General features: G+C 73.1%; 20 protein-coding genes. 10 read left to right on the top strand and 10 right to left on the bottom strand.

The window, feature by feature from the left end:
- The first annotated feature begins 53 nt into the window (after nucleotides 1–53).
- Nucleotides 54–2585 carry an ATP-dependent Clp protease ATP-binding subunit gene (locus AAD528_RS06065; RefSeq protein ID WP_345751150.1) on the top strand — a complete coding sequence of 844 codons (2532 nt, stop codon included), beginning with the start codon at nucleotides 54–56 and terminating at the stop codon, nucleotides 2583–2585.
- Nucleotides 2586–2659: 74 nt separating this feature from the next.
- The gene (locus AAD528_RS06060) at nucleotides 2660–3073 is read left to right on the top strand and encodes a VOC family protein (RefSeq protein ID WP_345751149.1); all 414 of its coding nucleotides are present in this window, start codon (nucleotides 2660–2662) and stop codon (nucleotides 3071–3073) included.
- An 8-nt stretch (nucleotides 3074–3081) separates the two neighbouring features.
- Here the strand turns inward: AAD528_RS06060 and AAD528_RS06055 are convergent, their stop codons facing one another.
- Complete coding sequence (locus AAD528_RS06055) at nucleotides 3082–4113, bottom strand: DNA glycosylase AlkZ-like family protein (RefSeq protein WP_345751148.1); 1032 nt, start codon at nucleotides 4111–4113, stop codon at nucleotides 3082–3084.
- Nucleotides 4114–4161: 48 nt separating this feature from the next.
- On the opposite strand from AAD528_RS06055, the gene AAD528_RS06050 reads away from it, so the two are divergent.
- Nucleotides 4162–4935, top strand: coding sequence for an LLM class flavin-dependent oxidoreductase (locus AAD528_RS06050; protein WP_345751147.1), 774 nt, complete (start codon nucleotides 4162–4164; stop codon nucleotides 4933–4935).
- 104 nt (nucleotides 4936–5039) lie between these two features.
- Here the strand turns inward: AAD528_RS06050 and xylB are convergent, their stop codons facing one another.
- On the bottom strand, nucleotides 5040–6455 hold the full coding sequence (gene xylB, locus AAD528_RS06045; protein WP_345751146.1) for a xylulokinase: 1416 nt from the start codon (nucleotides 6453–6455) through the stop codon (nucleotides 5040–5042).
- An 85-nt stretch (nucleotides 6456–6540) separates the two neighbouring features.
- The gene (gene xylA, locus AAD528_RS06040; RefSeq protein WP_345751145.1) at nucleotides 6541–7731 is read right to left on the bottom strand and encodes a xylose isomerase; all 1191 of its coding nucleotides are present in this window, start codon (nucleotides 7729–7731) and stop codon (nucleotides 6541–6543) included.
- A gap of 146 nt (nucleotides 7732–7877) precedes the next feature.
- Between xylA and AAD528_RS06035 the strand changes: the two genes are divergently transcribed.
- The gene (locus AAD528_RS06035; protein WP_345751144.1) at nucleotides 7878–8492 is read left to right on the top strand and encodes a polysaccharide deacetylase family protein; all 615 of its coding nucleotides are present in this window, start codon (nucleotides 7878–7880) and stop codon (nucleotides 8490–8492) included.
- Here the strand turns inward: AAD528_RS06035 and AAD528_RS06030 are convergent, their stop codons facing one another.
- Together AAD528_RS06030 and AAD528_RS06025 are read right to left on the bottom strand one after the other, a co-directional pair.
- Nucleotides 8493–9236, bottom strand: a complete 744-nt coding sequence (locus AAD528_RS06030) for a sulfite exporter TauE/SafE family protein (protein ID WP_345751143.1) — start codon at nucleotides 9234–9236, stop codon at nucleotides 8493–8495.
- A 171-nt stretch (nucleotides 9237–9407) separates the two neighbouring features.
- The gene (locus AAD528_RS06025; RefSeq protein WP_345751142.1) at nucleotides 9408–10400 is read right to left on the bottom strand and encodes a LacI family DNA-binding transcriptional regulator; all 993 of its coding nucleotides are present in this window, start codon (nucleotides 10398–10400) and stop codon (nucleotides 9408–9410) included.
- Between the two features lie 264 nt (nucleotides 10401–10664).
- Here AAD528_RS06025 and AAD528_RS06020 point away from each other — a divergent pair, with 264 nt between their 5' ends.
- The 6 genes from AAD528_RS06020 (at nucleotide 10665) to AAD528_RS05995 (ending at nucleotide 18991) form a co-directional block, all read left to right on the top strand.
- Nucleotides 10665–11984, top strand: coding sequence for an extracellular solute-binding protein (locus AAD528_RS06020; protein WP_345751141.1), 1320 nt, complete (start codon nucleotides 10665–10667; stop codon nucleotides 11982–11984).
- A 5-nt stretch (nucleotides 11985–11989) separates the two neighbouring features.
- Nucleotides 11990–13048, top strand: coding sequence for a carbohydrate ABC transporter permease (locus AAD528_RS06015; protein ID WP_345751140.1), 1059 nt, complete (start codon nucleotides 11990–11992; stop codon nucleotides 13046–13048).
- Nucleotides 13045–13932: a carbohydrate ABC transporter permease gene (locus tag AAD528_RS06010; protein ID WP_345751139.1), complete on the top strand. Its 888-nt coding sequence runs from the start codon at nucleotides 13045–13047 to the stop codon at nucleotides 13930–13932. The genes AAD528_RS06015 and AAD528_RS06010 overlap by 4 nt, the downstream gene beginning before the upstream one ends.
- Nucleotides 13933–13982: 50 nt before the next feature.
- Nucleotides 13983–16388 (top strand): beta-xylosidase/alpha-l-arabinosidase, encoded by a 2406-nt coding sequence (locus AAD528_RS06005; protein ID WP_345751138.1) that lies wholly within the window; start codon nucleotides 13983–13985, stop codon nucleotides 16386–16388.
- A gap of 161 nt (nucleotides 16389–16549) precedes the next feature.
- Entirely contained in the window at nucleotides 16550–17707 is a 1158-nt protein-coding gene (locus tag AAD528_RS06000) for an ROK family transcriptional regulator (protein ID WP_345751137.1), read from the top strand.
- 273 nt (nucleotides 17708–17980) lie between these two features.
- Nucleotides 17981–18991, top strand: coding sequence for a hypothetical protein (locus AAD528_RS05995; protein WP_345751136.1), 1011 nt, complete (start codon nucleotides 17981–17983; stop codon nucleotides 18989–18991).
- A 106-nt stretch (nucleotides 18992–19097) separates the two neighbouring features.
- Here AAD528_RS05995 and AAD528_RS05990 read toward each other — a convergent pair whose 3' ends face one another.
- The 5 genes from AAD528_RS05990 to AAD528_RS05970 are packed head-to-tail and all read right to left on the bottom strand — an operon-like array spanning nucleotide 19098 to nucleotide 24833.
- Nucleotides 19098–20537: an aldehyde dehydrogenase (NADP(+)) gene (locus AAD528_RS05990; RefSeq protein ID WP_345751135.1), complete on the bottom strand. Its 1440-nt coding sequence runs from the start codon at nucleotides 20535–20537 to the stop codon at nucleotides 19098–19100.
- Between the two features lie 31 nt (nucleotides 20538–20568).
- The gene (locus AAD528_RS05985) at nucleotides 20569–21651 is read right to left on the bottom strand and encodes a mandelate racemase/muconate lactonizing enzyme family protein (protein WP_345751134.1); all 1083 of its coding nucleotides are present in this window, start codon (nucleotides 21649–21651) and stop codon (nucleotides 20569–20571) included.
- On the bottom strand, nucleotides 21648–22559 hold the full coding sequence (locus AAD528_RS05980) for a 5-dehydro-4-deoxyglucarate dehydratase (protein WP_345751133.1): 912 nt from the start codon (nucleotides 22557–22559) through the stop codon (nucleotides 21648–21650). The genes AAD528_RS05985 and AAD528_RS05980 overlap by 4 nt, the downstream gene beginning before the upstream one ends.
- Entirely contained in the window at nucleotides 22552–23487 is a 936-nt protein-coding gene (locus AAD528_RS05975; protein ID WP_345751132.1) for an NAD-dependent epimerase/dehydratase family protein, read from the bottom strand. Before AAD528_RS05975 ends, AAD528_RS05980 begins: the two co-directional genes overlap by 8 nt.
- On the bottom strand, nucleotides 23484–24833 hold the full coding sequence (locus AAD528_RS05970; RefSeq protein ID WP_345751131.1) for a Gfo/Idh/MocA family protein: 1350 nt from the start codon (nucleotides 24831–24833) through the stop codon (nucleotides 23484–23486). The genes AAD528_RS05975 and AAD528_RS05970 overlap by 4 nt, the downstream gene beginning before the upstream one ends.

Genomic DNA, 24833 nt, shown 5'->3' with positions numbered 1-24833 from the left:
ACTTGATACGACGTCACGCAACTCTGCGATTCCACCTCGGGAGGAGATCCGGGATGCCCGACACCCCTTCGACAGACGACTTCCTCGGCCAGGACGGGCCGAACGCGTTCGACGAGTTCCTCGCGCGCTACCTGCAGGGCGAACGCGCCCGCGCGGCGCGCTCGGTCGACCTCAGCCGCTACCTGAGCGCACGCACGCAGGCGCTGCTGCAGCGCGCGGGACGCTACGCGCTCGGCCGCGGACAGCACGAGCTCGACGCGCTGCACGTGCTCCGCGAGCTCACGGAGGACCCGGCGGTCGCCGGGGCCATCTCGCGGGTGGGCGCGGACGGCGGCGCCGTCGCGGCCGCCGCCGAGCAGCGGCTGCCGCGGGCCGGCGCGCCCGCCGACGTCGACGCCGCGGTCGTGACGCCCGCGGTGCATCGCGCGCTGTTCCACGCGTTCCAGGTCGCGCGCTCGTCGGGCTCGACCTATATCGATCCCGAGCACGTGTTCTTCGCGCTCGTGCTGGCGCAGGATACGCCGGCCGGGCAGATCCTGTCCTCGGTCGGCATCACGGCCGACGCGCTGACGCAGGGCGTCCGCGAGACCGTCGCAGCCGACGCCACGGAGGCCCCGGCCGACGACGCGCGCGCCGACGGCATGCTCGCCGCGTACGGCACCGACCTGACCGAGCGGGCCCGCGACGGCCTGCTGGACCCGGTGATCGGCCGCGCATCCGAGATCGAGCAGACCATCGAGATCCTGTCGCGTCGCACCAAGAACAACCCCGTGCTGGTGGGCGAGGCGGGCGTCGGCAAGACCGCGGTCGTCGAGGGACTCGCCCGCGCGATCGTGGCGGGCGAGGTGCCCGAGCAGCTGCGCGACAAGCGCGTGATCTCGCTGGACCTCGCCGCGATGCTCGCGGGCACGCGTTACCGCGGCGACTTCGAGGAGCGCCTCACCAAGACGGTCGAGGAGGTCGCCGAGCGCAAGGACGAGGTGATCCTGTTCATCGACGAGATCCACACGGTCGTCGGCGCGGGCGGCGGTGGCGAGGGCGCGATGGACGCGGGCAACATCCTGAAGCCGCGCCTGGCGCGCGGCGAGCTGCACCTGATCGGCGCGACGACGCTCAAGGAGTACCGCACGATCGAGAAGGACGCCGCGCTCGAGCGCCGCTTCCAGCCCGTGCGGGTGGGCGAGCCGTCCGTGACGGACGCCATCGAGATCCTGCGCGGTCTGCGGTCCGCGTACGAGGAGCACCACCGCGTGAGCTACACCGACGAGGCGCTCAAGGCCGCCGTCGAGCTGAGCGACCGGTACCTGACCGAGCGCGTGCTGCCGGACAAGGCGATCGACCTGATCGACCAGGCCGGCGCGCGGCTGCGCCTGCGTCTCGGAGCGCCGGCCGACGTGAGCGCGCTCATGGAGCGCCTGGGCACGCTCGAGTCGGAGAAGAACGCCGCGGTCGCCGCCGAGCGCTACGAGGAGGCGTCGCGCCTGCGCGACGAGATCGCCGACGTCCAGCGCCGGATCGACGAGGCCGCGACGCGCGGATCCGCGATCCCGGCGACCGTGGACGAGCCCGAGATCGCGGCCGTCGTCAGCCGCGCCACGGGCATCCCCGTCGCGCGCCTGACCGAGACCGAGCGCGAGCGCCTCGCGGCGCTGGAGGACGAGCTGCACGGCCGCGTGATCGGCCAGGACGACGCCGTGACCGCGGTCGCCAAGGCCGTCCGCCGCAGCCGCACGGGCATGGGCGACGCGCGTCGCCCCGTCGGGTCGTTCCTGTTCCTCGGACCCACCGGCGTCGGCAAGACCGAGCTGGCGAAGGCGCTCGCCTCGTCGCTGTTCGATGACGAGACCGCGATCGTCCGCTTCGACATGAGCGAGTTCGGGGAGCGCCACACGGTCGCGCGCCTGGTCGGCGCCCCTCCGGGATACGTCGGCTACGACGAGGCCGGTCAGCTGACCGAGCGCGTGCGCCGCAACCCGTACTCGATCGTGCTGTTCGACGAGATCGAGAAGGCGCACCCCGACGTGTTCAACCTGCTGCTGCAGGTGCTCGACGACGGGCGCCTGACCGACGGGCAGGGTCGCACGGTCGACTTCCGCAACACGGTCGTCGTGATGACCTCGAACCTCGGGTCCGAGTTCCTCTCGGCGCGTTCCGGGATCGGCTTCTCGGCGGGCGACGGCTCGTACGGCGAGGAAGACCTCCGGGCCCGCGTCATGGGACGCCTGCGCGAGTCGATGCGTCCCGAGTTCCTGAACCGGATCGACGAGATCGTGCTGTTCCGCAAGCTGGAGAAGCCGCAGCTGCGCGAGATCGTCTCGCTGATGCTGGGCGCCACGCGTGCGCGGCTCGCTTCGCGCGAGGTGTCGCTCGACGTGACGCCCGCGGCGATCGACTGGCTGGCCGAGCACGGCTACGAGCCCGAGTACGGGGCGCGTCCGCTGCGCCGTCTGATTCAGCGCGAGGTCGACGACCGCATCGCCGACCTGTTCGTCACGGGAGCGCTCGCCGACGGCGGCACGGTCGCGGTCGACGCCCGCGGCGGCGAGCTCGTGGTCGAGGCCGCGTCGATGGCCATCGCGGCCTGATCCGCGCGCGGAGCCCCCGGAGCCGGTGCGCTCCGGGGGCTCCGCCGTGTCCGGGTCCGTGCGAGCATGCCGTCATGGATCAGCGGATCAGCTTCATCACGCTCGTCGTCGAGGATGTCGAGGCGAGCCGGAGGTTCTACGTCGACGGCCTCCGGTGGGAGCCCGAGCTGCACGTCGCGGGCGAGGTGCTCATGCTGCGGATGGGGGAGCGCCTCATCCTGTCCCTGTGGGACCGGATGGCCGCCGAGCACGAGATCGGCCCCGTGACCACGGGCGGCACGCCACCCGTCACGCTCGCGCACAACGTGCCGACGGAGACCGAGGTGGACGCGGTGCTGGCCGGGGCCCGCGCCGCGGGAGCGGAGATCGTCGCCGAGCCGCAGAAGCGCGAGTGGGGCGGCTACACGGGCTACTTCGCCGACCTCGACGGATACCGCTGGGAGGTCGCGTACAACCCGGGGCCGGTCGGGGAGTCCGTGCTGCCGTGAGCGTCGCCTCACCCGTGCGGCCAGGCGGCGAGGGCCCTGTCGATCGCGCGGCGGGTGGCGGCGGTCGTGCGCTCGACGAGCTCGACGACCGGAGTGCGGTCCCTGGATGATCGCGGGGGAAGGCGCCAGGTGCCGACCACCACGCCGTCGACCAGGATCACGGGACGGAAGACGCCGTTGCCGCCGGGCACCTGCACGGCGAGCCCCCCGGGGGTCGCGACGAGCGAGCGGTCGGCGTACCCGAGGATCCACTCGTCGAACGCCGGCGCGAGCGTCACGCCCGAGGGCCCCGGCACCTCGGGCTCGCCGATCACCCACGCGGAGGTGCCGTCGACCGTGACGACGCTCAGGTCGTCGATGCGCGCGGCGGCCATGCGCACGGCGGTCTTCGGCAGCTTGAGCCACCACGCGGCGTCGTCGGGGGAGACCGGCCCGCGCGCGAGGACGAAGCCGCGCACGATGCCGACCAGGTCGTCCGGATCCGTCTCGCGCGGCGCCGTGAGCACGAGCTGCTGCTCCGCTCCGGCGAACGGCCCCCAGTGCACGCGGCCCTCCACGGCGAGGTGGAAGATCAGGTGGTAGCCGCGCCCGCCGTCGGTCGCGATGCCCGCCTCCTGCCACAGCGCGAGCGCCTCGGCGCGCGTGCGCGGCGCATCCTGCAGGGCGGGCAGCAGGATCCCGCGGGCCCGGTCGATCGTCGCGTCGTCGAGCCCGAGCTGCTCGCGCCGGCGCACCGTCGCGTTGCGCGTGCGGTCGCCGGTGTGCTGCAGGATCGCGGCGAGCTGCGCGGGCGTCGTCGCGAACAGCGTGCCGCGCATCGGCCAGGAGCGCACGAGCTCGCCCGCGTCGAATGCCGCGCGCACGTCGGCGACCGCGGTGCCCGGGCGCGAGCGGATCGCGATCGCGCGCAGCACGCCGGGGAGATCCTGCCCCTGCAGCGCGACCGCGCGCGCCACGATGTCCGTGGGCGACAGGTCGGACCCGCCGAGCAGCTGCGCGCCGAAGCGCATCCGGCGGGCGTCGACCGGGGTGAGCTCCATGTCGCCCACGCTAACGCCGGGGTCCGACACGGATGCCAGGATCGAGGCATGGATCTGCATCGCGTCTCCGTCGGCATCGCCGCGTCCGCGGGGCCCGAGGTGGCCCGGCGCATCGCGTCGCTCATGGAGGAGGCTGGCCTCGGCACCCTGTGGGTCAACGAGACCCCGGGCGCCGATGCGCTCGAGGTCGCCGCCGCCGCAACGGAGGCCACCACGCGGATCCGCGTCGCGACCGGTGTGATCCCGGTCGACCGGCGGCCGGCGGTGGAGCTGCTCGACGACCTCGCGCGGCTCGGCCTTCGCGGCGACCGGTTCACGCTCGGCGTCGGATCCGGGGCCGCGCGCTCCGGCGTGCTCGGGCTGATGCGCGACGCGATCGCGGAACTGCGCGCGGGCGGCGTGACCGATATCGCGCTCGGTGCGCTCGGCCCGAGGATGCGCCGGCTCGCGGCCGAGCGGGCCGACGGCGTGGTGCTGAACTGGCTCACTCCCGGCGCGGCGGCGGAGCAGACCGCCGCGCACCACGCGGTCGACGCCGACGGCCGGGTCGCGCTGTACGTCCGGACCGCCGCGGCCGAGGACGCCGTGCCGCGCCTCGAGGAGGAGGCGAGCCGCTACGGCGGCTTCCCGTCGTACGCGGCCAACTTCGAGCGGCTCGGATTCGGCCCGCTCGACACGGTCATCCGCCCCGGCGAGACGCGCGCCCGCGTCGCGGCATACCTCGACGCCGTGGACGAGGTCGTGCTGCGCGCGGTCACGCCCGGCGACGCTCCCGACGACTACGCGCGCTTCATCGACACGGTCGCCGCCGCGATCCGCTGAGGCGTCAGCGCCCCGCCGACACAGCGACGCCCCGCCGAGACAGCGACGCCCCGCCGAGACAGCGTGTGACACCTGCTGTCTCGGCGGGGCGATGCGGTTTCGCGTCAGCGCCGGGCGGCGTACTGCTCGCGGACGACCGGGCGCGTGTCGGGCGCGGGCTCGGCCGAGAGCGACACGGGCCACGCCGGTCGCTCGCCCGTCAGGGCCCACGCGGCCTGCACCGCGGCGCCCGAGGCGACGTACTCGCCCGGCTGCGGCACCACGACCGGCGCGTCGAACACCTGGGCCGCGATCGCGGCGACCGCGGGGTTCTGCGCGGCGCCGCCGACCAGCATGATCCGCTCGGCCGTCACGCCGTGGCGGCGGACGGCGTCGAGGCCGTCCGCGAGGCCCGAGAGCATGCCCTCGATCGCCGCGCGCGCCAGGTTCTCCCTCGTCGTGGAGGCGAGGGTCATGCCGAACAGCGTCGCGGTGGCATCCGGCAGGTTCGGCGTGCGCTCGCCCTCGAAGTACGGCTGCAGCACGAGGCCCGCAGCCCCCGGATCGGCGGCCAGCGCCAGGCGCCCGAGCTCGTCGTGGTCGACACCCAGCAGGCGCGCGATGGCGTCCAGCACGCGCGCGGCGTTGAGCGTCGCGACGAGCGGCAGGTACAGGCCCGACGCGTCGGCGAAGCCGGCGACGGCACCGCTCGCGTCGCGCACCGGCGCATCCGTGACCGCGAACACCGTGCCCGAGGTGCCGATCGACACGACCACGTCGCCCGCGGCGGCGCCCAGGCCGAGCGCCGCGCCGGCGTTGTCGCCGCAGCCGGGCGCGATCACGAGGCCGTCCGCGAGGGATCCGGATCCGCCCGTCACCGACTCGGCGGGGCCGAGCACGCGGGGCAGGATCACGCCGCTCGCGTCGCGACGGAGCGCCAGCGAGAGCAGCTCGCGGTCGTACTCGCCGGACGCGCCGTCGAAGTACGCCGTGCCGCTCGCGTCGGAGCGGTCGGTCACCAGCTCGTCGAGCACGGGGCCCAGCGGCGACTCGCCCTGCGGACCGTAGCCGCGCAGGCGCCACGTCAGCCAGTCGTGGGGGAGCGCCACGGCCGCCACGCGCTCGGCGTTCGCCGGCTCGGCGTCGGCCAGCCAGCGCAGCTTGGTCGCGGTGAACGACGCGACGGGCACGACGCCCGTGCGGCGCGCGAACTCCTCGGCGCCGACCTCGGCGGTCAGCTCGGCGGCGGCGTCCGCGGATCGCGTGTCGTTCCACAGCAGGGCGGGCCGGATGACCCGGCCGTCGACGTCGAGCGCGACCATGCCGTGCTGCTGTCCGCCGACCGAGATCGCCGCGACGTCCTCCAGGCCGCCCGCGTCGGCGATCGCGCTCTGCAGCGCGTCCCACCAGAACTGCGGGTCGACCTCCGTGCCCTCCGGGTGCCGCGCCCGGCCGGTGCGCACGACGGCGCCCGACTCGAGCTCCCGGATCACGATCTTGCAGCTCTGGGTCGAGCTGTCCACTCCTGCGACGAGCGTCATCGCCGTCCTTCCATGCCAGCGAGGTCGACCCGATCCGCCCGGATTCCCTCGAGAATTCGGGCGGATCGGGTCGACAGGGGACGACTCAGCGCGCGCCGAGCAGGTGCTCGGTGGCGAGCTGCTGCAGGCGGACGAAGCCGAAGCCCTTGCCACCGAAGTACGCATCGGTGTCGAAGTCCTCGAAGGTCGAGCGGTCGGCGACGAGGTCGGCGACGGTCTCGCCCTCGTTCAGCGTCGGCACGGCGAGCTCGTTCACCTTGGCGGCCTTCAGGGCCTCCTGCACCTCGGGGTCGGCGCGGAACGCCTTGGCGCGCTCCTTGAGCAGCAGGTAGGTCTGGATGTTGGCCTTGGCCGAGTCCCAGACGCCCGTCTCGTCCTCGGTGCGCGAGGGCTTGTAGTCGAAGTGGCGCGGGCCGTCGTAGGCCTGGCCGCCGTTCGGGCCGCCGTTCTCGAGCAGGTCGACGAGCGCGAAGGCGTTGTGCAGGTCGCCGTGACCGAACACGAGGTCCTGGTCGTACTTGATGCCGCGCTGGCCGTTGAGGTCGATGTGGTAGAGCTTGCCGTGCCACAGGGCCTGGGCGATGCCGGCCTGGAAGTTCAGGCCCGCCATCTGCTCGTGCCCGACCTCGGGGTTCAGGCCCACGAGCTCGGGGTGGTCGAGCTCGTTGATGAAGGCGAGCGCGTGCCCGACCGTCGGCAGCAGGATGTCGCCGCGGGGCTCGTTCGGCTTCGGCTCGATCGCGAAGCGGATGTCGTAGCCCTTGTCGAGGACGTACTGGCCGAGGAAGTTGAAGGCCTCCTTGTAGCGCTCGAGCGCCACGCGGATGTCCTTGGCCGAGTCGTACTCGGCGCCCTCGCGGCCGCCCCAGGCGACGTAGGTCTTGGCGCCGAGCTCGGCGGCGAGGTCGAGGTTGCGCAGCAGCTTGCGTAGCGCGTAGCGGCGCACGTCGCGGTCGTTCGAGGTCAGGCCGCCGTCCTTGAACACGGGGGCGCTGAACAGGTTCGTGGTCGCCATCGGCACGATGAGGCCGGTGTCGGAGAGGGCCTGCTTCAGGCGGTCGATCTGCGTCTGACGCTCGGCGTCGGTCGAGCCGAAGGCGAACAGGTCGTCGTCGTGGAACGTGAGGCCGTAGGCGCCGATCTCGGCGAGCTTCTCGACCGCGTGCACCACGTCGAGCGCGGGGCGGGTCGGGCCGCCGAACGGGTCGGTCCCGTTGTAGCCGATGGTCCAGAGGCCGAAGGAGAACTTGTCGTCCTTGGTGGGCGTGAGCGACATGGTGTTACAGACCCGCTTTCAGCGTCGTCGGTGAATTGTTGTGAGATCAAACATATCAAGCGCGCCGGCCGCGCGCAACGAGAGCCGGCGCGCGGGATCCGGATCCCCGGGCGAGTCTGGCACGCGCACGCCGCTATCGTCGACCCATGCCCGCCACCTCCGTCGAGCACGTCCGCCGCGCGCAGGGGAGCGGCCTCGTCGCCGCCTTGACGTTCGACGACGGACCCGACCCGCGCACGACGCCGGCGCTGCTCGACTTCCTGGCCGAGCACGGCATCCGCGCCGTCTTCGCGGTCATCGGCGAGTGCGTCCTGCGCCCGGGCGGCGCCGACATCCTGCGCCGCACGGTCGCAGAGGGGCACGTGCTGTGCAGCCACTCGACGTCGTTCGCCGACATGGGGGACTGGCCGGCCGACCGCGTGCGCGCCGACCTCGAGGAGAACGCGCGGATCATCCGCGGCGCCGTCGGAGACATCCCGATCCCGTTCTGGCGCGCGCCGAACGGGAGCTGGGGCGTCACGGCCGAGGTCGCCGCGGAGCTCGGGATGCGGCCGCTCGCGGTGACGGGCACGATCCTGGACTGGGAGACGCAGGATGTGCCCGTGCTCGTCGACAACCTCCGCGCCGCGATGAAGCCGGGGCAGCTGGTGCTCGCGCACGACGGCGGCGGTGACCGGCGCGGCACGCTCGCGGCCGTGCGGGAGGTCGTCACGGAGCGGCTCGCGGCGGGGTGGCGCTTCACGCTGCCCGAGGAATGCTGATCAGGCGAGCAGCAGGTACAGCGCGCCGGCGATCGTGAGCACGATGACGATCCGCTCGAACGTGCGCTGATCCAGCCTCCCGAGGAGCGCGCGCCCCAGGAACGCGCCGAGGACCACGCCGGGCACGAGCGCGAGGTCCATCAGCAGGGTCGGGACCTGGATGATCCCGAGCCCGATCGAGAAGGGCAGCTTCGCGAGGTTGATGCCCGCGAAGAACCATGCCGCCGTGCCGAGGAACGCCCGCATCGGGAAGCGCGCGGCGAGGAAGTACATCGTCATGACGGGCCCGCCCGCGTTGGCGACCATCGTCGTGAACCCGCCGAGCGTGCCGTAGGCCGCGGCGGCGATGCGCCCGGTCGGCGCCTGGTCGTCGGGCGCGCCGCGCCGGCGGCGCCACAGCGTGACGCCGATCACGAGCAGCAGGATCGCGCCGATCACCCGCCGCGTCCACGCGTCGCTCGCGACGCCGAGGAACAGGGAGCCGAGCACCAGGCCCGCGAGCACGGCGGGGATGAGCGGCAGCAGGGCGCGCAGCCGGGCGTGCTTGCGGTGCAGCCAGATCGCGAACCAGTCGCCCACGATCAGCAGCAGGAGCAGCGCCCCGGTCGAGGCCCGCGCGGGGAGCACGGCGGCGAACAGCGCGATCGCGACGGTGTTGATGCCCGGCAGCGCGGTCTTCGACACCCCCACCGCCACGGCGGCCAGCGCGAGCGCGGCCCACGCGAGGGCGGAGAGGTCGGGCATCCCGTCAGGCTATCCCTCGTCGAGAACACGTCCTGTCAGCGGGGACATGCCCAATCCGCGCGGATTCGGCGTGTCCCCGCCGAGAGCACGTGCTTTCGGGGCGAGTTCAGGCGACCACGACGTCGAGGGTGCGGTCGCCGTCGGGGCTGACCGCGCACCCGGTGCGGGGACTCACGCGGATTCCCGGGGCGGGCAGGTCGAGTCGCGCAGGATCAGCTCGGCGGGCATCCGGATGTGCTCGCTCGCGCCGCCGTCCAGCATGCCCAGCAGCATGTGCACGGCCGACGTGCCCATGTCCAGCAGGGGCTGCCGGATGGTCGTGAGGCGCGGGCGGCTCGCCGCGGCCGTGGGCAGGTCGTCGAAGCCGACGACCGACAGGTCCTCGGGCACGCTCAGACCGCGGTCGGTCGCGACGCGGATCATCTCCAGCGCGGTCATGTCGTTCGCGGCGAAGACGGCGGTGGGCCGGTCGGCGTGGTCGAGCACCTGATTCGCGGCGGACGTCGCGAGGGACGCGCGGTAGTAGCCGTCGAGGATCAGCGAGTCGTCCACGGGGATGCCCGCCGCCGCGTGCGCCGCCCGGTAGCCCGCCTCGCGCTGCTGGGCCGAGGCGAGGTCGAAGCGCCCGCGCAGGTGGGCGATCCGGCGGTGGCCCAGCGAGATGAGGTGCTCGGTGGCGGTCAGCGCCCCGCCGAAGCTGTCCGTGTCGATCATGGCAGGCCCGGTGGGACCCGAGTGGGGGTCGATCGCCACGACGGGTACGGGCGTCGCATCGAGCGTCACGGTCGGCGTCACGATGATCGCACCGTCGACGAGGGTTCCGCCGAGGCGGGAGAGCGACCGGCGCTCCCAGCCGGCGTGCTCGCCGGGGGAGACGCTGCCCGCGTACGCGAGGATGTCGTAGGGCGTCTCGCGCAGCGCGTACGACACGCCCTGCAGGAGCTGGAGGGCGAACGGCTCGAACTCGGCGACGAACACGCCGATCACCTGGGTGCGGCTCTTGCGCATGGACGATGCGATCAGGGATGTCTCGTAGCCCAGCTCGTCGACCACGCCGAGCACGCGCGCGCTGGTCGCCGCAGCGATCCCGTCCCGGCCGTTGATGACCTTCGAGACGGTGGCGACGGAGACGCCCGCCGCGCTCGCGACATCCCGGATCGTCACACGCCGAGACGGTATCTGCTCTCCCACGGTCACGCTCACGTGATCTCTCCCCCTGACGAATGGACCCGGCCGAGGGCGGGTGCGCATGTGGTGCACCGGAACCGAGCCTCGTCGCAGGGCCCACTCAGCGTACCGCGTCGAAAACGTTATCGATAACGTTTGACGGGAGCCGGAACAAATGTCATGGTGGTGTCCGACGATCCTGGAGGACCCGACGAAATCGTCGGGCGGGGCGTCCCCACTCAACGAAGAGGAGAAACGCTCATGAGCGTTCGCAGGACATGGGCGGCCGCAGCGGCCGTCGCGATGGCGACGGGCCTGGCGCTCACCGGCTGCGCCGGAACCGGCAGCACCGGGAACACCGGCGGCGACGGCGGCGACGCCGACAGCAGCACGGTCGTCTGGTGGCACAACTCGAACACCGGCGAGGGCAAGGACTACTACGACAAGGTCGCCGCCGACTTCGAGGCCGCCAACCCGGGCGTGACCGTCAAGGTCGAGGCCATGCAGCACGAGGACATGCTCACCAAGCTGCAGGCCGCGCTCCAGAGCGGCGACGACGCGCAGATCCCCGACGTCTACATGAGCCGCGGTGGCGGCGAGCTCAAGAACGAGGTCGAGGCCGGCGTCGTGCGCGACCTGACCACGGATGCCGCCGACACGATCTCGAAGATCTCGGGCTTCACCGACCAGTACACGGTCGACGGCAAGGTCTACGCGCTGCCCTACTCGATGGGCATCGTCGGCTTCTGGTACAACAAGGACCTGTTCGCCGCGGCGGGCATCGACGAGGTCAACCCGGCCCCGACGATGGACGAGTTCGAGGGCTACGTCGAGGCGCTCAAGAGCGCCGGCACCGAGCCGATCTCGGTGGGCGCGGGCGACAAGTGGCCGGCGGCGCACTACTGGTACTACAACGTCGTCCGCGAGTGCTCGTTCGACACGGTCCAGGCCGCGATCGAGAGCAAGGACTACTCGGATGAGTGCTTCATCAAGGCCGGCGAGCGCCTCGAGGACACGATCGGTCTCGAGCCCTTCAACGCGGGCTTCCTGAGCACCCCGGCCCAGTCGGGCCCGACCTCGGCCTCGGGCCTCCTCGCCACCGGCAAGGTCGGCATGGAGCTCGCGGGTCACTGGGAGCCCGGTGTCGCCGGCGGTCTGACGGAGGACGGCAAGGTCCCCTCGTTCCTCGGCTGGTTCGCCTACCCGACGTTCGACGGCCAGGCCGGCGACCCGGCCGACCAGATGGGCGGCGGCGACGCCTGGTCCGTCTCGACCGGCGCACCCGACGCGGCCGTGGACTTCGCCGAGTACCTGCTCTCGGACGAGGTGCAGACCGGTTTCGCCGAGGGCGACATGGGCCTTCCCACCAACCCGGCCGCGACCGGCTCGATCGCGAACGAGACGCTGGCCCAGCTCATCCCCGTCCGTGACGCGGGCGGCAACACGCAGCTCTACCTGGACACGCGCCTCGGCCAGTCCGTCGGTGGGGCCATGAACGACGCGATCGCGCTGATGTTCGCCGGCCAGGCCGGCCCGCAGGACATCGTCGACGCGATCCAGTCGGCCGCCGAAGCGGAGTGACCGACGTGGCAGACGACGTGACCGCCTCCGCGGCCGCATCGCCTGCGACGTCCTCCCACACGGGCGCGCCCGCCTCACGCACCTCGGTGCGCGAGGCGGGCGCCGCCACGGGCGGACGCCGCAAGCGAGGCGCCTCCGCCCAGTGGCGCAAGCGCGCCGAGATCGCCTTCTTCACGGCGCCGGCGCTCATCCTGTTCGCGATGTTCGTGGTCTGGCCGATCATCACCGCTGTGCAGATGTCTCTGTACAAGTGGAAGGGCTTCGGCCCGATGGTCGACTTCGCCGGCCTCGGCAACTACATCTCGGTGCTGACGAACGAGGTCTTCACCGACGCGCTCGTCCACAACCTCATCATCATGGTCGGCTCGATCGCGTTGCAGCTGCCGCTCGGTCTGGGCATCGCCCTGCTCCTGAACCGCAAGATGTGGGGCCAGAGCGCCCTGCGCACCATCATCTTCGTCCCGTACGTGCTCGCCGAGGTCATCGCGGGTGTCGTGTGGTTCCAGCTGCTGCAGCCGCAGTACGGCGTGGTCGACACGATCCTGAAGGCGATCGGCGTGCAGGGTCCGCCGCAGGGCTTCCTCGGCACCCCGGATCTCGCGCTGTGGACGGTGCTGATCGTGCTGACCTGGAAGTACCTCGGCCTGGCCGTGATCCTGTTCCTCGCAGGCCTCCAAGGGGTCTCGGAGGACCTCTACGAGGCCGCGCAGCTCGACGGCGCCTCCTGGTGGCAGGTGCAGCGCAAGATCACGATCCCCCTGCTCGGCCCGACCATGCGCACCTGGGCGTTCCTGTCGATGATCGGCTCCCTGCAGCTGTTCGACATGGTCTGGATCCTCACCAAGGGCGGCCCCGCGAATGCGACCACCACGATGGCGACCTTCCTGATCGAACAGGGCACGCAGCGTCAGAACTTCGGCATCGCGGGCGCCGCATCGGTCGTGCTGTTCGTGGTCGCCCTGGTCCTCGCTGTCGCCTACCAGAAGTTCATCCTGAGCCGCGACACGAACCCGGACGACGGTCGCACCGTCGCGAAGAAGAGCAAGAGGGGTGTGAAGGCATGAGCGAGACGCGACTCCTCACCGTCCGCGACACGTCGCGCGCCGCACGTCGCGGCGCGCGCCGCGGCTCCGGCGGCGGCAACGTGCTGGTCTACGGCATCTCGCTGGTCGTCGTCGCCCTCACCCTCGGGCCCGTCGTCTACGGCGTGCTCGGCGGCTTCCGCACCAACGCGCAGCTCGCCGCCACTCCCGCCGGGCTCCCGGATCCGTGGGTCTGGGACAACTACGCCGGCGTGCTATCGTTCGACTCGCCGTTCTGGCGCTACGCCCTGAACTCGACGATCATCGCCCTGCTGACGACCGCGATCGTGGTGCTGTTCGGCATCATGGCCGCGTACCCGCTGGCGCGCTACCAGTTCAAGGGCCGCGAGGCGCTGTTCATGGTCTTCGTCGTCGGTCTGCTGTTCCCCGCGACGGTCGCGGCGGTTCCGCTGTTCATCCTGATCACGCAGAACTTCCATCTCGGGAACAGCTGGTGGGGCGTCGCCCTGCCGCAGGCGGCGTTCGCGCTGCCGATGACGGTCGTCATCCTGCGTCCCTTCCTGATGGCGCTGCCTCAGGAGCTGGAGGAGGCGTCGATGCTCGACGGCACCAGCCGCATCGGATTCTTCTGGCGCATCCTGCTGCCGCTGTCGGGCCCGGGCATGGTCACGGTCGGCGTGCTCGCGTTCGTGGGCTCGTGGAACTCGTACCTGCTGCCGCTGCTGCTGCTGCAGAGCGACATGAAGACGCTGCCCCTGGGCGTGGCCGACTTCTCCTCGGAGCACTCGGCCGACACGGCGGGCGTGTTCGCGTTCACGACGCTCGCGATGATCCCGGCGCTGATCTTCTTCCTCGCGATGCAGAAGCGCATCGTCAACGGTCTGCAGGGGGCGGTGAAGGGATGAGCGCGTCACCTCCCGACGCGGCGCTCATCCAGACATCCCCGGAGAACCTCATGACCTCGGATATCCCCGCCTGGCCCACGACATCGGATCGCGTGCGCGCGATGGTCGCGGACATGACGCTGGAGGAGAAGGCCGCGCAGATCGTCGGCTACTGGCTCGACCAGGGCGGCGAGGTCGTCGCCCCGCTGGCCGACGAGATGAGCACCGCGAAGGACGGGCGCTCCCTCGCCGACATCACGAAGGACGGCATCGGCCACTACACCCGTGTGTACGGCACCCGCCCGGTCGACCCGGCCGAGCGCGCCGCGTGGCTGTGGAACGAGCAGCGTCGTCTCAAGCGCGAGACGCGTCTCGGGATCCCGGCGCTCGTGCACGAGGAGTGCCTCACGGGCCTCGCCGCCTGGAAGGCCGCGACGTTCCCGACGCCGCTCGGCTGGGGCGCGTCGTTCGACCCCGAGCTCGTCGCCGAGATGGGCGAGGTCATCGGCGAGTCGATGCGCGAGCTCGGCATCCACCAGGGGCTGGCGCCCGTGCTCGACGTGATCCGGGATCCGCGCTGGGGACGCGTCGACGAGTGCATCGGCGAGGATCCTTACCTCGTCGGCACCGTGGGCACCGCGTATGTGAAGGGCCTGCAGAGCACCGGCGTGCACGCGACGCTCAAGCACTTCCTCGGCTATTCGAACTCGCGCGCGGGTCGCAACCACGCGCCGGTCCACGCGGGCCCCCGCGAGGTGGCCGACGTGTTCCTGCCGCCGTTCGAGATGGCGATCCGCGACGGCGGCGTGCGCTCGATCATGAACAGCTATGCCGAGATCGACGGCGTCCCCGTCGCGTCGAACTCCGACCTGCTGACGACGCTGCTGCGCGAGCAGCTCGGCTTCGACGGGGTCGTGGTGGCGGACTACTTCGCCGTGGCGTTCCTCGAGGTCATGCACGCCATCGCGGCCGACCGCGGCGAGGCCGCGGCGTATGCGCTGCAGGCCGGCATCGACGTCGAGCTGCCGTCGGGCGACGCCTACCTCGCTCCGCTGGTCGAGCGCGTGCGCTCGGGCGAGCTCGACGAGGCGTACCTCGACCGCGCCGTGCTGCGCGCGCTCGCGCAGAAGGAGGAGCTCGGCCTGCTCGACGCCGACGCGTTCGAGGACGAGCCGCCCGCGACGGTCGACCTCGACACGCCGCGCCACCGCGACATCGCGCTGCGCCTGGCGACCGAGTCGCTCGTGCTGCTGTCGAACGACGGCATGCTTCCGCTCGCCGCCGAGGCGCGTCGCGTCGCCGTGATCGGCCCCAACGCCGACCGCTCGGCCGCGCTGCAGGGCTGCTACTCGTTCGCGAACCACGTGCTCGCGCACCACCCCGACCACGAGATCGGCTTCGAGATCCCGACCGTGCGCGAGGCGCTCGCCGCCGCGCTTCCTGAGGCGCAGATCCGCTTCGCCGCCGGCTGCGAGGTCGAGGGCGACGACCGCTCGGGCTTCGCGGAGGCCGTCGAGGTGGCCGCGGGGGCGGACTTCGCGGTCGTCGTGGTCGGCGACCAGGCGGGGCTGTTCGGCCGCGGCACGGTCGGCGAGGGCAACGACGTGGAGTCGCTCGAGCTGCCGGGTGTGCAGCGCGAGCTCGTCGAGCAGCTCGTCGCGACCGGCACGCCGGTCGTGATGGTCGTGCTGACCGGACGCCCGTACGCGATCTCGTGGGCGCTCGACGGCGACGGCGCCCGCCCCGGCGCCGTGATCCAGGCCTTCTTCCCCGGCGAGGAGGGCGGTCCCGCGATCGCCGCCGTGATCGCGGGGGCTGCCGCGCCTTCCGGCCGGCTGCCCGTCAGCCTGCCGCGCTCGTCCGGCTCGTCGCCGTACAGCTACCTGCACCCGATCCTGGGCGGTCCGTCGGACGTCACGTCGACCGACTCGACGCCCCTGCGTCCGTTCGGCTTCGGCCTGTCGTACACGACATTCGCCTATGCGGACCTCGAGGTCGACGAGACCGCCGCGACGGGCGACCGCTTCACGGCGGCCGTCACCGTGACGAACACGGGCGAGCGCGACGGCGTGGACGTCGTGCAGCTGTACGGGCACGACGTCGCCGCCTCCGTGACCCGCCCGGTCGCGCAGCTGCTCGCGTACGCGCGCGTGGAGCTCGCGGCGGGCCAGTCGCGCCGCGTGACGTTCGACGTGCCGACGCAGCGCGTGTCGTTCACCGACCGCCGCCTGGTGCGCGTGGTCGAGCCCGGCGCGATCGAGGTGTGGGTCGGCTCGCACGCCGAGGCCGCGGCGCCCGCGGCCTCCGTCGGGGCGGCCGCCGAGGACACCACCGGCGGCGCCATCTCGAACGAGAAGGCCCGCGGCGCCCGCACGCTGACGGGCACCGCGACCGCGCGCGCCGTGGTCACGCTGACGGGCGACGTGCACGAGGTCGGCCCCGAGGACCCGCGCACCGTCGCGGTCTCGATCGACTGAGCCTCCGGACGGCCCCCGTCGCGAACCCGATCGCGCCGGGGGTCATCCGGGTTCCCGATGCACCGCGCGGCCTCGTCCGCGCCCGCGTGATCGCGCGCCTGCGCGGGACAGCGGATCCGGATCGGTAGCGTAGAGAGCCGACCGGAAGACCGAGGACTGACATGCACGAACGGGCCACGAGCGTCGAGGGCGTGCGCAGGACGAACCTCGGCGCGGTGCTGCGGCTCGTGCATCACGAGGGTGCGCGCTCCCGCGCGGTGATCACGGCCGAGACCGGGCTGAACCGCTCGACCGTGTCGGATCTCGTCGCGACGCTCGCGGGCGCGGGCCTGGTGGCGGAGCGGGATCCGGATCCCACGCGCCGCGTCGGCCGGCCGTCGCCGATCGTCGCGCCCAGCGACGACGTCGTGGCGATCGCTATCAACCCCGAGGTCGACGCCCTGGAGGTCGGCGCCGTGACGCTCGGCGGGCAGGTGCGCGTGCGGGCGCGGGAGAGCGTCGGCGCGGATGTGGACGACATGGTCGCGGCGGTCGCGCGGATCCTCGACGGCTGGCGGTCCGGATCGCTGCGCGGCTGCCGGATCGTCGGAGGCGGCGCGGCCGTGCCGGGCCTGGTGCGCGCGGCCGACGGCGTCGTCCGGCTCGCGCCGCACCTGGGCTGGCGCGAGGAGGACATCGCGGGGCGGCTCGAGGCCGCCACGGGCCTCGGATTCGTGATCGGCAACGACGCCTCCCTCGGCGCGCGCGCCGAGCGCCTGTTCGGCGCGGCGCGCGACCACGCCGACGTCATCTACCTCAACGGCGGCGCCTCGGGCATCGGCGGCGGGCTCATCCTGCACGGCACCGCGATCGGCGGCGCGGAGGGCTACGCGGGCGAATGGGGCCAGAGCCGCCCGGGCATCGTGCTGGAGTCGGATCGCCGCACGACCCAGGGCGTGCTGGAGGACGAGGTGAACCGCGGTCGCCTGCTCGGGGCCACGGGTCTCCCGGCGGCGGACGACGCGACGCTCGCGCGCGCGCTCGCCGAGGCGACCGCGCCCGGCGTCACCGGCGAGATCGACCGGCAGCGCCGGATCCTGTCCGCCGCGCTCGCGAACGCGGTCAACGCGCTGAACCCGTCCGTGATCGTGCTGGGCGGCTTCCTCGCGATCCTGCGCGACCACGACCCGGACGGGCTGCTGGCGCTGGTGCGCGACCAGGCGCTCGCCGCGCCGACGGAGAACCTCGAGATCCGCGCCGCGGCGCTCGGCGCCGACCGCCTGCTGATCGGCGCCGCCGAGGCCGCGTTCGAGCCGCTGCTGGCGGATCCGCTGGCGTAGCCCGGCGGGCGCGCGGTCACCCGGCCCCGCGGCCTCCCGGCCCTTGGTTGTCGAGAACACGTCCTCTCAACGAGGCCACGTCGAATCTGCGCGGATTCGGCATGTCGTCGTTGACAGGACGTGTTCTCGAGCCGGCGGGGAGCACTCGCGCCGACGGCGGGGAGGGCTGCGGCGGGAAGCGGGCATTCGTCCCCCGAGGTGGATCGCCGGATGCGTCCTCCACACACGAGGAAGTAGACGCCGCGCGCGCCCGGGACGGGGCAACGTACGGTCATGAGCACATTCCGCGAGCTGCACCCGCTCATCCTGTCGAGAGCGGCGTTGGAACACGATGGGGCCATCGCGCCGGGCGGGCGCGCGCCGACCGCGGGGTTCCATCGGCTCCGCAACGGCGCGTACGTCGCCGCGTCGACGTGGAAGGCGCTGAAGCCCGAGGACCGGCACAGGCTCGAGGTTCTCTCGGCGCTGGCGGCGATGGAGGACGACGGCGGGGCGGTGCTCTCGAACGACTCCGCGGCGGTGTGCTGGGATCTCCCGCTGTACCGGCATTCGCCGACGCGCGTCCACGTGACCGGCGAGGGCCCGCACCGGGGCGCGAGCAGCGCCGTCGTCCTGCGCCATCGCATGCCGCTCCCACCCGAGGACGTCGTGGATCGCGACGGGATGCGGGTGACGAGTCTCGCGCGCACCGCATTCGACATCGCGTGCGGCATGCCGCTCGAGGCGGCGCTGGTGTGTCTCGACGCCGCGATGAGGTTCGCCGCCGTAGACGGTCAGACGATGGATCCGGATCGCGCGGAGCGCTGGCGAGACGAGCTGCGGGCGCGTGCGCGCGCCGCAGCCGGTACGCGCGGCGTGAGGCAGGCGCGGACGCTCATCGAGTTCATGGATGGGCGCGCGCAGCTCCCCGGCGAGAGCATCAGCCGGCTGCAGATTCATCGTCTCGGGTTCGCACCGCCGCGGCTGCAGGTGCCGTTCCCGGACTCGCACGGAGGCTGGTACTGGATCGACTTCGGCCTCGACGACGTACGGCGCTGGGGCGAATGCGACGGGAAGGTGAAGTACCTCGATCCCGCGCTGCGCGCCGGGAAGACGGCGGATGAGATCGTCTACGACGAGAAGCGACGCGAGGACTGGATCCGCGCCCGCTCCGGGTGGCCGATGATGCGGTGGGGAGCCGAGCACTACGGCACGACCCGGCGCTTCGCCGACCGTCTGGCCGCGTACGACGTGTACCCGCCGGCCCGCCCCTTCGCCGAACGCCGCCCGCTCGTCTTCAGCTGAGGCCCCGCCCCCGCCGAAAGGACGTGTTCTCACCGAGGACATGCCGAATCCGCGCGGATCAGGCATGTCCTCGCTGAAAGGACATGTTCTCGGCGAGTGCTGGAGCTCAGGGGAGGACGAGCGCGCCGTCGACGCGGCGGGGGATGCCCCGGGGGTTGGGATCCTGGAGGGCCGGCGGCAGGAGGTCGGCGGGGGCGTCCTGGTAGGCGACCGGGCGCTGGAAGCGGCGGACGGCCGCGGCGCCCACGGACGTGAACTGCGTGTTCGTGGCGGGCCAGGGGCCGCCGTGGTGCTGGGCCCAGCTGACCGCGACGCCGGTCGGCCAGCCCGCGAACAGCACTCGGCCCGCGATCTCCTCGAGGCGCGTGACGAGGGCCGCGACGTCCTCGCCGTCCTCGCGGTGCACGGTCGCCGTCAGGCCCCCGGGCAGGCCGGTGATCGCGTGCTCGAGCTCCTCCGGCGAGGCGTAGCGGACCAGCAGCGTGAACGGACCGAAGACCTCCTCCAGCAGCTCGTGGGCGTGCGCGCGGAGGGTCGGGACGTCCGTGGCCGCGACGAGCGGGGCCGGCCCGTCGCCCGCCTCGCCGGTCGCGACCACCTCGACCCCCGGCACGGCCGAGACGCGCTCGATGCCGGCCGCGAAGCCGTCGGCGATCGCAGGCGTGAGCAGGCGCGGCGGCGTGACGAGGTGCGCGGGCAGCGCGGCCTCGAGCGCGGATCCGACCGGCGCGAACACCACGCCGGGCTTGGTGCAGAACTGGCCGGCGCCGAGCTGGAACGACCCGGCGAGGCCCTCGGCGAGGGCGGCGCCGCGCGCGGCGTCGGCGCCGGGCGTGACGACCACGGGGTTCAGCGATCCGAGCTCGCCGTAGAACGGGATCGGCTCGGGGCGCGCGGCGGCGCGGTCGAGCAGCGCGCGACCGCCGCGCACGGAACCGGTGAAGCCCACCGCGCGGATCACCGGGTGATCCACGAGCGCAAGCCCGGCCTCGAAGCCCTCGATCAGCGCGAAGACGCCGTCGGGCGCACCGGCCTCGGTCAGCGCCCGCGCGACGACGGACGCCATCCGGCGCGACGTCTCGGGGTGGCCCGGGTGCGCCTTCACGACCACGGGGCAGCCGACCGCGAGGGCCGAGGCCGTGTCGCCGCCCGCGACCGAGAACGCGAACGGGAAGTTCGACGCCGCGAACACCGCGACCGGGCCGAGCGGGCGCAGCACGCGCCGCAGGTCCGGGATCGGGGGAGTCGCGGACGGATCCGGATGATCGATCGTCGCCTCGAGGTACGAGCCCTCCTCGACGACGGTCGCGAACAGGCGCAGCTGCGCGGTCGTGCGGGCGAGCTCGCCCGCCAGGCGCGGGTTCGCGGGCAGCGCGGTCTCGCGCGCGGCGAGTTCGACGAGACCCTCGGCGTCCGCGTCGATCGCGTCGGCCGCGCTGCGCAGCCAGGCGGCGCGTGTGGCGTCGTCGGCGCGCACCGTGACGGCGAAGGCCTTCTGGGCGGCGCGGGCGATCCGGTCGACGTCGTCGACGGTGGTGTCTGGCATGCGCGAGGTCCTCTCGATGGCGGCGGAAGAATCAGCGGAAGCGGAGCCCGAGCCCCAGAGCCGGCCCGCCCGTCACCCAGCCGTCCGCGACGGTCACGCCGGTCGGCTCGATGAGCGCGCCGAGGGGCCCGAAGCCGGCATCCTCGACGACCTCGATCCAGGTCGTCTCGGGAAGCGTATACGCCACCTGCGCCGACAGCTCCGGAAGCAGGTGCGGCGCGAGCTCGACGCCGCGCTCGCGCGCGAGCTCCGCGATCTCGAGGAACGGCGTGATGCCGCCCACGCGGACGACGTTGGGCTGCACCACGCCGAGCGCGCCCGCGTCGAGGAAGTCGCGGAACCGGTGCACCGTGTGCAGGTTCTCACCCGCGGCGATCGGCATGTCGACGCCCAGGCCGAGCAGCCGCAGCGCGAGCTCGCGGTAGCCCGCGAGGTCGTCGGCGCGCAGCGGCTCCTCGATCCAGCCGATGCCGTGCTCCGCGAACGCCTCGATCGCGTGGGTCGCGGTCTCGAGGTCCCAGCGCTGGTTCGCGTCCACGAGCAGGGCGCGATCCGGCCCGAGCACGGCCCGCACCGCGGCGACGCGCTCGAGGTCCTCCGCGAGATCCGGCTTGCCGACCTTGATCTTGACCGCCTCGAACCCCGCCTCGACCCAGCGCTCGGCCTGCGCGACGAGCTCGTCCAGCGGATAGTGCAGGTTCACGCCGCTGCCGTACGCGGGCAGACGCTCGTGGCGGCGGCCCATCACGTCGGTCGCCGAGGCTCCGGCGCGGCGCGCGCGCAGGTCCCACAGCGCGAGGTCCACGCCCGCGAGCGCGATCGTCGTGACGCCGCCGCCGCCGGCCTCGTGCACGTGCCGCCACAGGTCGTGCCAGATAGTCGGATCCGCCGGGCGCCCGAGCGCGGCCGGGATCACGTCCTCGTCCAGCAGCGCCTTGACCGCCGCGCCGCCGATGGACGGCGTCCACGAGAACCCGTGCCCCTCGCCGCCGTCCGCGTCCCGCACCGTGACCGCGACCACCCGGATGTCGGTGACATCCGGGCCCCACGGACGGGTCAGCGGGATCCGGATGGCCCGGGTGTCGATGGAGTGGATCGGCGGCGCGTCCGTCACGCGAGCAGCTCCCGACCGGTCGCGAGGAGCGCCTCGAGGCGCCGCGTCTGCGCGGGCGTCGGGTCGACGAGCGGCGCGCGCACCGGGCCGACCGGCAGGCCCTCCAGGCGGACCCCCGCCTTGATGAGCGACACCGCGAAGCCCGGCGTCTCGTCGCGCAGGTCGATCAGCGGCGCGTAGAAGCCGTCGATCAGGCGCGCCTGGGTCTCGAGGTCGCCCGCGCGGTGCGCCGCGAAGAACGCCACCGCGATGTCGGGCGCCATGGCGAACGCTGCCGAGGAGTACATCGGCACGCCGATCGCGGTGTACGCGGCCTGCGTCATCTCGGCCGTCAGCAGGCCGTTGAAGAACAGGATGTCGCGGCCCGACGCGGCCGCCACCCGCACGAAGCGCTGCGCGACCGCGAGGTCCCCGGCGCCGTCCTTGATGCCCACGACCTGCGGCAGCTCGAGCACGCGCGCGATCGACGCGGGCGTGAACTGCGCATTGCCGCGGTGGTACACGATGAGCGGCAGCTCGGTCGCCGCCGCGATCGCCTCGACGTACGCCACGAGCCCCGCCTGCGGACCCTGCACCAGGTACGGCGGCATCACGAGCAGGCCGTCGGCGCCCAGGCGCTCGGCCTCGCGCGCACACGCGAGCGCGTGCCCGAGCGGACCGCCGACGCCCGTCAGCACCGGCACGCGGCCGGCCGTCGCGCGCAGGGACGCCTCGACCACCGTCGCGTACTCGTCCACCGCGAGCGCATGGAACTCGCCCGTGCCGCACGCCGCGAACACCGCGCCCGGGTCGTACCCCACGCGGTCGGACACGTGCCGCTCGACCAGCTCGGCGTCCACGCGTCCGGCGTCGTCGAACGCCGTGACCGGGAAGAACAGCACGCGGTCGGGGATCGCGAGTTCACGCATGCGGGGCCTCCGCGGAGCGGAGCGGATCGGGACGGGACGGCGGGGCGTCGAGCTCCGTCCGCCAGGTGCGGCGGGCGCGCCAGCCGAGCAGCCGCTCGGCGCGCGCGCTCGAGAACACGGCCGCGGTGCCGGGCAGCGCGGCGGCGGCCCCGGCCGTCTCGGGCACGTGGGTCGCGAGCGCCTCGGCGGTCGGCGCCGCGACGAGCGCATCGGGCGCCCCGACGAAGAACACCGCGCCGTTGGGCACATCCTCCGCGTGGTCGAGCCACGCCGTGACGAAGTCGCCGGCGTCGCGCGCGTCGAGGTAGTTGAACAGCGCCACCGCCGACAGCGCCGGATCGGCCAGCCGCTCGGCCACGGTGTGGCCCTGCTGGGTCGGCGCGCCCGCCCACTCCTCGGGCGCGATCACGTAGCAGGGGCGGAACACGCCGAACCGCGCGCGGTGGCCGTCGCGGCGCACCGCCATCCGGACGATCTCCTCGATCGCGGCCTTCGAGGTCGCGTAGCCGTTCCACGGGGCGACCGGATGCGCCTCGTCCAGCGGCAGGTACGCCGGCTCCCAGCCGGAGGGCGCGCCGTAGCCGATCACCGTGGGGCTCGAGGCGACCAGCAGCGCGCCTGCGCCGGCCGCGAGCGCGCCCTCCAGCACGCTCCACAGCAGGCGCGTGTTGATGTCGAAGATCTCGAAGTCGGGCCTTGATCCGGGCACCGCGATCGCCGCGAGGTGCACGACGGCGTCGGGCGCGATCCGCGCGAACGCCTGGCGCGTCGCGGCCGCGTCGAGCAGGTCGAGGTCGAGCTGCCGCGCGGGCAGGCCCTCGGCCGACGTCCGGTCGATCGACACGACCTCGTGCCCCGCCTCGGCCAGTGCGCGCACGACGCTGCGCCCGAGCCGGCCCGCGCCGCCCGTCACGGCGATCCGGCTCACGAGGCGACCCCCGCGAGCGCGGCGCCCGCGGATCCGAGGTCCAGGTCGGCGATGCGCACGGCCTGCCCGGTCTCGAGCGAGCGGTTGCCCGCGAGGCCCACGACCATCGAGCGCACGCCGTCCGACCAGTCCGCGGTGCGACCCAGGGGGTCGTCCTGCGGCCCCGCGAACACGTGGCGCAGCAGCGCGGCGTCGCCGCCGCCGTGCCCGCCCGTGCCCTCGGGGATCGGCACCTCGCGCGCGGCTTCGAAGTGCTTCTGCACGACGAGCCGTTCGCCGACGGGGCGCCGCGTGTCGTCGGCCACGAGGTCCGGGCGGGCGCTCGGGTCCACGACCGTGCGGCCCTCCTCGTCCACCAGCACCGCGCCGCGCTCGATCACCGTGAGCTCGGCGCGGCCGAGCGTGCCGTTGACGGCCACGATGTAGCCCTCCCACGGGGAGTGCGCGTTCAGCGAGTACGACATCGTGCTGCCACCGGCGTAGTCGACCACGAGCGCGAGGTTGTCCTCGATCGTGATGCCCGGATCGAACACGTCGCGGTCGCGCAGGTAGCCGTCGTGCCGCTCCTGGTCGAGGTACAGGCCCTTCCAGGTGGGGTCGGTGCGCAGGTCGAGGCTGAACGGGTCGCGCAGCGGCGAGTCGGTCGTGCCGCGCTCGGGCCGCGGGCCGAGGCCGCGCTTCGCGGCGTTCTCGGCGCCGTAGAAGCGCAGGCCGCCCGACGCGTACACACGCGTCGGGACATCCGCGATCCACCAGTTCACGAGGTCGAAGTGGTGGCTCGCCTTGTGGATCAGCAGGCCACCCGAGCGCGACTTGTCGCGGTGCCAGCGGCGGAAGTAGTCGGCGCCGTGCGCCGTGTCGAGCACCCAGGAGAAGTCCACGCTCGTGACCGCGCCGATCTCGCCCGACGCGATCACCTGCTTCAGCGCGCTGTTGCGCGGCGAGTAGCGGTAGTTGAACGTGATCGTGACGTCGCGCCCCGAGCGCGCGGCGGCGTCGGCGATCCGGCGCACGCCCTCCTCGCTTGTCGTGAGCGGCTTCTCGACGACCACGTCGGCGCCCGCGTCGAGCGAGGTCACGATGTAGTCCGCGTGCGTGAAGTCGGGCGACGTGACGATCACGCGGTCGACGCGCTGCTCCCGGATGGCGTCGGCCAGGCCGTCCGGCTCGAACCGCTCGGGCGATCCGAGGGCGGGATGCTGCGACAGCGACCACTCCTGGCGGCCGACGTTGGTGTCGGTCCACGCGACGAGCTCCGCGACGTCGGCGTGCGTCGTCGCGATCGCGTTCAGGTACATCTGCGCGCGGGAACCGGAGCCCACGAGGGCGTAGCGGAGGCGGGTCAT

This window comes from Microbacterium rhizophilum, from assembly GCF_039605615.1.
Taxonomy (GTDB): domain Bacteria; phylum Actinomycetota; class Actinomycetes; order Actinomycetales; family Microbacteriaceae; genus Microbacterium; species Microbacterium rhizophilus.
Note: the sequence above shows the minus strand (reverse complement) of the source record. Positions and strands in the feature narration are given on the sequence as shown.